This window comes from Cellvibrio mixtus subsp. mixtus J3-8 (genome assembly GCF_000766945.1).
Lineage (GTDB): Bacteria > Pseudomonadota > Gammaproteobacteria > Pseudomonadales > Cellvibrionaceae > Cellvibrio > Cellvibrio mixtus_A.
Window position 1 is genome coordinate 1,238,875 of record NZ_KN266207.1, and the last position, 11,415, is coordinate 1,250,289.

Here is an 11,415-nt window from a genome sequence, read left to right on the forward strand (position 1 = left end):
AAACCTCATAGACTTGTGATCGATATAAATACCAACACACTTGCTGGTAAATCAAAGTCTAGTATGGAAATAGAAAAATGCCCTATTATCGTGCCAAACTTGTGCGATAACACAGACAAGCTTGCTGGTCAGGAAAATGATTCACACAAATATTTAACATTCACGTAATCATCCAGGCCATAACGGGAACCTTCACGCCCCCAGCCAGATTGTTTAATTCCACCAAATGGCGCCATCGCATTGGAAATCAAGCCGGTATTAATTCCCAGCATTCCGGTTTGCAATTGATCAGATAAACGTTTGATACGTTTTGCATCACGCGTAAAAAGATAAGCCGCTAAACCGTATTCGGAGGCATTAGCGAACTGAACAACTTGCGCCTCTGTTTCAAACGGAATCATCGGGGCAACCGGCCCAAAAATCTCTTCACAGGTTAAACGTGCATCGGTTGGAACATTCACTAATAATGTTGGCGGAAAAAAATGGCCTGCTTGCCATGAATCATCTTGCATAGCCTGACAGGCGATTTTCGCTCCGCGTGAAATTGCATCATCCAATAATGCCTGCACTTTTTGTTGCGCTCGATTGGAAATAAGTGGCCCTATTGTTATTCCGTTATCCAATCCATTACCGATTGAAAACCCTTTCATTGCAGATATAAGTTTTTCACAAAATGTATCGTAGATTGATTGCTGGATATAAAAACGATTAGCGCAAACACAGGTTTGCCCTGCATTGCGAAATTTTGAAGCAATTGCACCCTCAACCGCCGCATCAAGATCAGCATCATCAAAAACAACAAACGGAGCGTTACCCCCTAATTCCAGGCTTACACGTTTTACATCCGGCGCACATTGGGTGATTAATTGTTTGCCGACCGCAGTTGATCCGGTAAACGAAATTTTTCGTACTTGCTCATTTGAGGTAAAGGCTTCACCAATTTCTTTGGCATGAGTTGAAGGAAGAATATTGATAAGGCCTGCAGGTATGCCTGCATCCAATGCAAGCTGCCCTAATGCCAATGCCGATAGAGGCGTTTCTGCCGCTGGCTTTGCCACCACCGCACAACCCGCAGCAAGCGCCGGTGCCAATTTGCGTGCGAGCATTGCATTAGGGAAATTCCACGGTGTAATTGTTGCAACCACCCCAACAGGCTGTTTGATCACTAAAATACGCGTGCTATTTTCTGGCGGAGCAATCACATCACCATAAATGCGCCTGGCTTCTTCCGCAAACCACTCGATGTAACTTGCACCGTAAGCAATTTCACTACGCGCTTCAGCAAGCGGTTTACCTTGTTCAATAGTGAGTATTTTTGCCAGCGCATCCTGATTCAGCATCACCAAATCAAACCATTTGCGCAATAAACGACTACGCTCCAATACGGATGTTTCTGCCCAGGCAATTTGCGCACGCGTAGCGGCCATAATTGCGCGCCCCGCATCTGCAGGCGTCGCATCAGCAACCCGTGCAATAACCTCACCGGTTGCCGGATTTTCTACTGCGAATACACTTCCATCGGCAGCGGCAGACCAGATACCATCTATCAACAATTGCGGTTTGAACAAACCGGATTCGATCAAGCTCATCACATTCACCTTATTACTCAAGTTTTCCTGGTAACAGGTTTGACACCGATTTTGCGAACATCGTTGCCATCCACTTCAGCAATGGTCCACAACATACCACTCCACTCTGTTTGGTCACCCACTACCGGTTTGCCGCCCAGCATCTGTGCGATTAATGGCCCCAATGTTTTGTGCTCTTCATAGCCTTTCAAATCGAGTCGATATAGCATCGCCAAATCACTCAACTCCGCATCACCCTGCATAATAAAATCGCCAAAGAAACTTAAATCCAGTGTGCGTTTCGGCGCTACGCTGAATAATTTTCCCAATGATGGCAAATCATTTTCATGGCCTATTACACAAAGCACATCGCCTGCCATCAACCGCGTACTACCCGATGGATGCAATAATTCCTTATCGCGGAATAATGCTGCAATGCGCGTGTTATCCGGCATATGCAATTCACGCAACGCCGCACCGATGCACCATTTTTCCGCCCCTAACTTGTAAATAAACAACTCCCATTGGCTGGTTACGTGAATCTCCAAGCCAGCGCGGGACATAGGAGATGGCGTTTCAGGCACCACAACATTAGCCAGCCTTGCTGCGAAACCAAGGGTGGTGCCTTGCATCAACAGGGAAACCAACACGATAAAAAACGCCACATTAAAAAACAGCTGTGCATTTTCCAAACCGGCCATAAAGGGAAATACCGCCAGGATGACCGGTACCGCACCGCGCAACCCTACCCAGGAAATAAATGTACGCTCCCGCCAGTTAAAACTGCGAAATGGCAATAGCCCTACAAAAATAGACAAGGGACGTGCAAACAAAATAATCCACAACGACAACAACAATGCAGGGACTGCAATCGGCAATAATTGACTCGGGATAAGCAATAATCCCAATACCAAAAACATCCCTATCTGGCTTAACCATGCAAGGCCATCAAACATATGCAAAATGCCGTGGCGATTGCGAATGGGTTGGTTACCCAGCATCAAACCACAAACGTATACCGTTAAAATACCGCTGCCGTGCAACGCATTCGACAAGGCGAACAGCATAATGGCCCCACTCACCGCCAATAGCGGATACAAACCGCCAGCAATAGTCAGGCGATTGATCATCTGCAATAACAACCACCCGCCACCCAAACCGAATGCGATCCCAATCGCAAAATGCTCTACGAACGTCGCGAGCAAGCCCCAGGAAAAACCGGTTTGACCTGCGGAAATCATGGCAATCAGGGTGATGGTTAAAAACAAGGCCATGGGGTCATTACTGCCCGACTCAATCTCCAGGGTCGCACTGACCCGCTCGTTCAAACCTTTACCGTTCAGCAAATTAAACACCACGGCCGCATCGGTCGAACCAACAATCGCGCCGATCAACAAACCTTCCAGCAAGCTCAAATCAAATAACCAAGCTGCGGCCCACCCGGTTAATCCGGCAGTGATCAACACGCCGATGGTCGCAAGTGATAACGCCGGCGATAACGCCACGCGGAAACTACTGGTACGCGTACGCATACCACCATCCAGCAAAATAATGGCCAGGGCGAGGTTACTGACGAGATAGGCGGAAGAATAATCTTTGTACTCAATTCCACCCGGGCCATCCACGCCGGCAAGCATTCCTACTGCCAAAAAAATAACCAGAATGGGAATGCCAACACGGGTCGAAATTGAACTCATCAAAATGCTGGCGGCAACAAGCAACGCCCCAATGAGCAATATATGGTTGATGGTAATAGCGTCCAAAAACTAACCCTTATTCAGAGAGTGGGATAAAAATAGCGATGCGTTAAATAAAAATCGCAATAAGTCCAATAAAAACAATCACTAACTGTAAAGGATTGTAACCCGCCGCCAGTGCCAGCTGTCAAAACGCCGCGCATGAATAATGAGTAAAGCTTAAAATTTATAAAAAAATAGTCGGCAATAGAGCTGCGAAAGACGCACTACTTCAGCGCCGATTCGGGCTATAATCCGGCGCATTATCCTTATATAAGTCGTACCTCATGCTCAATAAAGATGCCCTGCAACAACTATCCCAACTGAAATCGTCAATCATATCCGCTAAAGACATAGCGCAAGGCTCGGTTCGCACTACTACCAAACGTTTTGGTTTCCTGATTCTTGATGACGGGCGCGAAGCATTTATCGACCCGGAGCAGATGATGCGTGTACTGCCGGATGACCGGATTGAGGCGGAAATCACCACCAATAGTAAAGGTCAGTTTGAAGCCAAATTGGTAAAACTGATTACTCCGGGCCTAAAGGAATTTGTTGGTCGTTATGTGAACAAAGGCACAACGGATTTTGTTGAGCCCGATGTTGCCAACTTTAATCGCTGGTTATTTATTCCACCGCAGGAACGTAAAGGTTTTGAGGTAGGCGACCTGATTCACTGCGAGATTGCTCGCCACCCCTTTAACAGTGAAGGAAAAACGCAGGTACATATCGTTAATCGCCTTGGCAAAGGGGAAGACCCGGGTGTAGAAAGTCGTTACAGCATTGCCAAATTCCATATGCCGTTCGAGTGGCACGCCCCCGCACAAAATCAGGCTAGCAGCATTAATTGGTCACCACTAACATTTGATAATGGCGAATTGGATTTAACCCACCTGCCCTTTGTGACGATTGATTCTGAAAATACTCGCGATATGGATGATGCGATTTATATCACCCCGAACGAGCAAGGCTGGGAATTAATTACTGCGATTGCCGACCCGAGCAAACACATCGAGTTTGGTAGCCCGCTTGAACTCGCCGCACGCGAACGCGCCAGCACGCATTACATCCTCGGGCAAACCGTTACCATGTTGCCGGTGGATTTATCGCACGATACTTACTCCCTGGTTCCCGAACAAAAACGCCCGACTGTTATTTGCCGGATGCAAATCCTGCGCGACGGCACGATCAGCAAATATGAATTTGCTGAAGCGCTAATTCGTTCGCAATGCAAATTAAGTTACCAGGGCGTATTTGATGCATTAACCAGTAACATCTCCACTTTATCTGCGCCGGTCCATGTGCACGACATGCTGGTAGAACTGCAAGCCTTTGCGCAAGCACGCGCCGCCTATCGCCAAGCCAATGCATTGGTTATGGAAGAACGTGCGGACTATGCGTTTGTACTGAATGACCAGAAAAAAATTGATCATATTGAAAAACGCGAACGCAACACCGCTCATCGCATGATCGAAGAGGCAATGCTCGTCACCAATATTTGTGCGGGCGAATTATTTTTGCAGCATCCGGGTTACGGTATTTTTTCCAGCCATATTGGTTTCCGCCCCGAACGTGTCAGTGATGCACAAGCACTGGTGCAGGAAGACCGCCCGGATTTAATCCCCGGCGATTTAACCCAGCTCGATAATTTCAAAGCACTGTTTCGCGAGCTGCGCACCAATCCAACCAACAATCCTAATAGCGCACCACTGCACTCATTATTGCAACGGATGTTGCAAGCGGGATCACTCACGTTTGATCCAATTCCGCATTTTGGCCTCGGCTTTAACGCTTACGCGATGGTGACTTCACCGATTCGCCGTTACAACGATTTGTTTAATCACATCGCCATCAAACGTATCCTGCGCGGATTACCGCCCGTTGAAATCGCTGATAAAAAACAATTTGCCGACGCATTGCAAAACCAATTAAACACTGGCCGCCAGGCGTGCCGCTTTACTGAAACCTGGTTGGGCTGCCAATATGCGGCGCAACATGTTGGCAGCTTGCATCAAGGCAGTGTTGCACTCGTTAACTCATTTGGTTTAGGTATCAAGCTGGATGATTGGGGCCTTGATGGTTACGCATTACTCGCACCAAAGGAAGGTGAAGTAAAAGCGCAATTTGATTCGCGCCGCTTGAGTTTAACCATTGAAGGAAAAACCTGGCGCCTGGACGATAAAGTTTACGTTCTGGTAAAAGAGGTAGATATCGAAAAACGTAAAATTAACCTGGAAGTTGTCAGCGAGGAAACCGCACAGCGTTTAAGCGCGTGGCTTTAAATTAATATCCGCAAAAGGAAGATGATCTATGGCGAAGCAATATTGGTTATTCAAAGCTGAACCCCATATCTACGGCATAGATCATCTCGCCGCCGCGCCCAACAAAACCGGTCGCTGGGATGGCATTCGCAATTATCAAGCACGCAATTTTTTACGCGATCAAGTAAAGCTCGGCGATGAAGTTTTTATTTATCACAGCAGCTGCAAAAACGTCGGCATCGTCGGCACCGCCAAAGTTGTAAAAACCGCCTATCCAGACCCCACTCAATTTAATCCGGAAAGTGATTATTACGATCCGAAATCCACACAGGAAAACCCGCGTTGGGTTTCGGTGGATATTCAACTCACCGAAGTTTTTCCACGTTTGATTCCACTTGCAGAAATCAAAGCGCAGCCCGCACTGGAGAATATGGTGTTGGTTAAGCAGAGTCGGTTGTCTACGCAGCCGGTAACGGCGGATGAATGGAAATTGATTAACTCGTTATTAAAATAATAATGTAGGTTGGTGGTAAGTTTTCGAACCCCAACATAACAATGTTGCCGCACGCAAAAAATTGAATTTGAGTATCGGTAATCACAAGCTCAGCTATCCCTACCCCCCTTTCCACACAGAAACAATTCTCCATTTTTGTACAAATTATTGAACAGTACAGCCCGCTGGCGATGGATAAAAATAAGCAGGTATAGCGCCACCGGCAATCAGATTCTCCAGCCCCTTATTCTGTTCGGCCAATTTTTCGAATCCCTCCATCATTACTGCTGAAATCCCTGGAAGTATCATCACTAAATGCAAACAGCCGTTACGCTCGATCAAACCGATGTAGTTCGGATACCAGGAATCACCGCCCTTAACCCAAATCGACAGCGTATCGGCTCCTCGATGATCGCGCTTCATGGGTTTACCCCAATCCTTTTCCAACGCAAATGTTGGATTAGCAACGGGCAATACTGGCAAATGACTAACATGCACTTTTAATGTCTCGGTTAACCAACGCTCGCTCACTGGCGTCACCGAGCGTGTTTCCTGGTTAAACTCTTTCCATTTACTTTCAGTCAGCATCACCGTATTTGAAGCACTGCCATTGCAAACCACTTGCCCGTACTGAATAAACTCCTGCCGCCCCAAATTAACGTTGTTGCCAGCAATAGGCACATACATATCAAAATTCAACGTGAATTTTTTATCGTAAAGAACCTGAAACCCATCAGGACATAATTGCCCGGCGGTGGTATTCCAGTAAGTTTCGGCTAGCTTGGCGTTTTTGAGATAATACTCAATGCGGTATTGGCTTTTGCTGATGGGCAGCACCACATACCCTTGCCCGTTTTGCAGCGGGCGTTGGGTTGGGGTGCAGGCGGCGATTAATGTCGCAAAAATAAAAATGAAAACCTTAAAATTATTCACAACCTTGCTCTCGCAACTAGCGTTCGCGGAAAAGTCTCGTCGCCACCTCATTATCGTGCTCAGCGCTATTTCAATTTGGATGTTATCCAGCTATCGTTTGGGCCGAGGCATTCCTTTTACTACATCTATACCGTCAACTTCTACCAGTAATTGATAGCTCATTAATGGCTTCAATGTATCCATCAGGAACTCAACGGAACCGATTCATCAACGGTAAGAGCGTTTATTTTCTCTGTAATTTCTCGCGCTGCAAAAAATTCAGAACATATTTCTTTTGCAATATTTATATCATGGCAAAGAAATCTGGTGTCAAATTCTATATCTTCCACCATCTCCTTTCCATGCACCCTCTCACTATTGGCCTGCCACAAATAACGAACCTCCTTTAAGCCATTTCCATCATGCCCTGGAAATATCGTTAAAGCGTACCTCCCAGGCAACGACAATATTGAGATACTCTCCCGCGGTGTATATGCACCGGGGTTACCTTTTATTTCATTTTTCACCGCAAGAGTAAGGCTTCCTCCTGCTGTGAAAACTGCATCAATTGCTTGATCAATATCTTTCCATTCATAAATAAGATGTGTTTGCATTCGAAGCTTTGAATCTGCAGTACGAAACCTTAATGAAATTAGAGAGTCTTGCATTGTAATAGTACCTATTATTTTCACAAATTAATGAAATGCACCATCAAGCTCTTGTACTGTATTAGTATCACGACGCCACACCCAAGTTTTATTATCAAAAGTGTCCACTACTTTAAGGGATTTAAGACCTGCACGATCAGCCATTGTCCAAATAACCGACTGGCAATGTCCACATACATCCCTCACGCCTCGAACAACAATCGCCATATCAGCTCCAGTAGTAACACCTGAATCATAAGCACGCTGTAGAACGGCGATTTCCGCATGGGCATTTTTCATGTTTTTATTTACGTTATTTGCCGGATTTAAATCAGCAACAAGTGTCGGCTTATTTGGATCAGCTTGGCTCACGGGACGAGCAGTTTGATTAGTATCGAAAAACTCCTTACCACCTACGGTTCCCTCAGCAGTTATTTCAATCTTACCCGTTGCTCCCTCTAACGTTGTACCAACACGTGGATCAATTGCTTGGCGACTTAGCAAGTCATCAGCAAGCAGGGCCTTCGTAGCATTATTTTCAGCTCCTGAAGCGATGATGGGTGCCGCTGCCTTCGCAGGCAATGCTTTTTGCACTAATGCAGCCATCTCAGGCAAGGTTCTTAATATGCCATATATATCGAACGCATTTTTTCCAAACACCACACCTGCCGTAAAATTATTTCCCTCGGACATTTCCCCCAAAGCGCCATCAAGTTGAGCTTGATAATATGCCTGAACGACACTTAGCGCCTCAGGTAAATTTTGGGCAGCCCAAGATACGCCGGAGAATAATTGAACCATTTTTTCAAATGACTCTTTTGATCCACTTGTTCCGCCCGACTGCAGATATGCCTGTGCTTGTTGGACATCATAAATAAGAATTGCGGAATCTTTAATAATAAAGGCTATTGATAAACAAGAGCCTGTAACACTACCGGCGAAACGAAGCGTTCCTTTTCCCAACGAATCAATTGCCTCATTAAATACTGTTGCTGCACCAATCAACGATAAGGCGTTATTTTGAGCAGTAGTCTCTCCCATTGATGCAGCAATATTAATTTGCGATTCATTTGCACCCACAGCAAAAGCAGAAAATGCGGCACCCAATTTTGCCAAATCAACACCTTTTCTCTGTAGCTGATCAAGCTGGTTCATTAAATAAGGTACATTGCTCCGACTAGAAAAAATTTCCAAAATTTTCTCGTTGGTATAACCAGCTGCACGCAATTTCGCTACAGTTTCGCCATTTTCAGCAATAAAACTATCAATAGCCTCTTTTGCTGCTAGCACCTCATTCGAGTTTCGGTATTTTGAACCGATATACTCACCAATAACCGCTCCACCAGCTCCAGCAAGACAGCTTGAATTAGCCTGTGATGAAGAATTACTGGTTTGAGCTGTTGCCGCACCAATAATGCATCCCGATGCGGCATGAGAGATATACTTTAATGCTGTATCCAATGCCGTAGAATCAATACCGTGATCAAATGCTTTACCAATAGTTTTTGCCATGTGTTCGCCAATGGTATTAATTGAATTGGCGATCAAAGATTGCTTGAAGGTATTTTTGAAGGCGTCAAAGTTCCCACCATTAATAGCTACAGATATTCCAGCACTCACTGTTGCGTCAACAACAACGTGCCCTGCCTGTCGAGCCAATGACACACCTAAAGAATCTCCCTTGACTGCATCAAATATTTTGAAATCCGTATGCTGCATAGCACCAGCAGTCACCATAGAAATAGCTAATGATCTCAAACTTTCATCGCTATCCATCGCATTAAGCGTTTCTCGTAAATTATTTCCAGCTGCCAAGCTTTGGACAGCTTGTGTAGTAAGTGCCACAGCTCCAGCAGATACAGCGGCTCCAAGCGTCCCACCTATTGAGCTTGAAATAGCCGCTGCTACCCCACCACCAGATGATCCGACCAAACTTGCTCCGACTGGCCCCATAGCAACAGCAACACAAATTGCAATAATTGCCATTGCCGCAGGACTAAGATTTCTCTTTGTTTTCCTAATTTCTTTATGTACTTCCTCCATAACCTCCCAATTAAGACCTGGGCCAGCGTCAGCAAGCGCCTGATCATAAAGATCAGCCATCCATTTCATTTCTGGTACTTTACGAAATTCCTCAATCTGTTCTTTGAGTGTTGCACCTTCCTTTCCAGTGTATTCCACATTAATTCCATAGGTGGCTTGTACTTTTAAGCCACCTAAAATTGCATTCTGAATGTTGTTTTCATGAATTACATCTTCTGTGCGAGTCTTAATTGTCCAAGTACTTTTCTTCACAGTTTGCAGATGAAACTCTTCCAATTCTTTAGTCATTAATAGATGAACCTTGCCATCTCTTGCATTGACCTGAGTTCCATCAGCACTAGTAATTTCAGTAGCTTTGAGTACAACATCACCATGTGCTGAATCCAACAGTACGCCTTTGCCTGCTTTTAAAATAGCGCGTACAGCTTCAGTTCTAAATTCAGATGAAGTCCCTGTAGTTTTGCCTTTGCGATCAACTTTTTGAATTTGAGTTTGCTCAAGCTCATCAATAATATGAATTCCATTTTGGGCCAGCAATTCAATTCCGCCCTTGGTGCTAATCAATTCCGACGCAGTAATATTAATTACACCACTCGCAATCAAACTCAGCGTGTCATCCGCCGCTAAACGGGACATCAATAAATCAGTGGTGTTTTTATTAACTTTCCAATGGCCTTCCTGCGATTGACTACTACCACCTGTTACAACAGGAAGAATATTTATATCGCCAGCAGCATTCAGCGTTAAGGTTCCGCCAGCACCTGCCGTGGAACCGGCGAAGGTAATATTGTTAGCGGCTTTAATTAATAAATTACCATCCTGCGCATTAATTCCGGCCACCGCGCCCAAGCGCGTGCCTTCACCATTTTTATCTTTGTAGGGAACAACTAATGTCTTGTTATAAAAATCGTTGGAATAAATTGTCAGATTTTGTGCAGCAGTGATATTTCCACCCATATTGGCCAAAGTGCCATTAGTGGCAAGCGTTAAATTACCTGGCGATTTAATATCACCGCCATTATTAATAATGCCGCCAAGGCCAGTAATTGTGGAGTTATAGCCTGCAATCAATGTTGCAAAATCCAATTGAATTCCCGCAAAAACGGCGTTTGAATCAAACTCGATTAAATGGCCTACAACTTTATTATTCAGTGTGTTTTGGCTGAGGTGTACAACCGGTACCAAATAGGATTTTCCATTGATCTGTTTTAATTCAGGCCAGATCATGTCTTGCAGAGGTGCAGCATTACCGAGTGGATTGCCGAGGGTCAGGTTATTTGCGGCTGCGTAAGTTTTTGCGTTTTCATAAAGACGAGAAGTTTCAATAGCTTCAATTTCTTCTGAACGCAATACACCACTAAAAAAATATCGCCCCATCAATGAACGATATTGCGCGCGAATAATCCGCGACTGCACAAAGCTATCACCCACAAACTTCGGTTTTTGTGCGGGCTTTCCTTTAGGATAATTTTGGTAGAAAGAATCCAGTGTGGTTTGGTTGAGTGTGCTCTTATGAATGAAATAAGCACCTTTATACGCCTCGGGTGAAGTTAAATCATCAATCAGCTCAACCATCGGTGAACTTAATTCGTTAGCGAGACGGCTTTCAAAATTGTTTCCCCATGCAGTTGTCCCCAAGGCAATGGTGGGAATACAAATTTGTGCAAGCATTATCACTGCGGTAAATGCCGCAGTGATACGTTGCCGGATGGTCAAGTAGCTTTTAACTGTTTTGCGCTGGGTATTTTTCATGAT

The 11,415-nt window shown here is 45.1% G+C and carries 7 protein-coding genes; 2 read left to right on the forward strand and 5 right to left on the reverse strand.

Annotation, left to right across the window (positions count from 1 at the left end):
- Nucleotides 1–128 precede the first annotated feature (128 nt).
- Nucleotides 129–1,589: an NAD-dependent succinate-semialdehyde dehydrogenase gene (locus A596_RS10325; protein WP_039914183.1), complete on the reverse strand. Its 1,461-nt coding sequence runs from the start codon at nucleotides 1,587–1,589 to the stop codon at nucleotides 129–131.
- A 17-nt stretch (nucleotides 1,590–1,606) separates the two neighbouring features.
- Nucleotides 1,607–3,331, reverse strand: a complete 1,725-nt coding sequence (locus tag A596_RS10330) for a potassium/proton antiporter (RefSeq protein ID WP_039914185.1) — start codon at nucleotides 3,329–3,331, stop codon at nucleotides 1,607–1,609.
- 260 nt (nucleotides 3,332–3,591) lie between these two features.
- Between A596_RS10330 and A596_RS10335 the strand changes: the two genes are divergently transcribed.
- Together A596_RS10335 and A596_RS10340 are read left to right on the forward strand one after the other, a co-directional pair.
- A complete protein-coding gene (locus tag A596_RS10335) occupies nucleotides 3,592–5,586 on the forward strand; it encodes a VacB/RNase II family 3'-5' exoribonuclease (protein ID WP_039914187.1) in 1,995 nt (664 codons plus the stop codon).
- A 28-nt stretch (nucleotides 5,587–5,614) separates the two neighbouring features.
- A complete protein-coding gene (locus tag A596_RS10340; RefSeq protein WP_039914188.1) occupies nucleotides 5,615–6,079 on the forward strand; it encodes an EVE domain-containing protein in 465 nt (154 codons plus the stop codon).
- Between the two features lie 144 nt (nucleotides 6,080–6,223).
- Here the strand turns inward: A596_RS10340 and A596_RS10345 are convergent, their stop codons facing one another.
- The 3 genes from A596_RS10345 to A596_RS10355 form a co-directional block, all read right to left on the reverse strand.
- Nucleotides 6,224–6,991 (reverse strand): hypothetical protein, encoded by a 768-nt coding sequence (locus A596_RS10345; RefSeq protein ID WP_039914189.1) that lies wholly within the window; start codon nucleotides 6,989–6,991, stop codon nucleotides 6,224–6,226.
- 182 nt (nucleotides 6,992–7,173) lie between these two features.
- Entirely contained in the window at nucleotides 7,174–7,638 is a 465-nt protein-coding gene (locus A596_RS10350) for a DUF6911 family protein (protein WP_039914190.1), read from the reverse strand.
- A 27-nt stretch (nucleotides 7,639–7,665) separates the two neighbouring features.
- Nucleotides 7,666–11,412, reverse strand: coding sequence for a cytidine deaminase-like fold-containing protein (locus A596_RS10355; protein WP_039914192.1), 3,747 nt, complete (start codon nucleotides 11,410–11,412; stop codon nucleotides 7,666–7,668).
- Between the last annotated feature and the right edge of the window lie 3 nt (nucleotides 11,413–11,415).

Coding starts and splice junctions, on each gene's coding strand:
- A596_RS10325 (WP_039914183.1), bottom strand. CDS start 1,589: ATGAGCTTGATCGAATCCGGTTTGTTCAAACCGCAATTGTTGATAGAT.
- A596_RS10335 (WP_039914187.1), top strand. CDS start 3,592: ATGCTCAATAAAGATGCCCTGCAACAACTATCCCAACTGAAATCGTCA.
- A596_RS10340 (WP_039914188.1), top strand. CDS start 5,615: ATGGCGAAGCAATATTGGTTATTCAAAGCTGAACCCCATATCTACGGC.
- A596_RS10350 (WP_039914190.1), bottom strand. CDS start 7,638: ATGCAAGACTCTCTAATTTCATTAAGGTTTCGTACTGCAGATTCAAAG.
- A596_RS10355 (WP_039914192.1), bottom strand. CDS start 11,412: ATGAAAAATACCCAGCGCAAAACAGTTAAAAGCTACTTGACCATCCGG.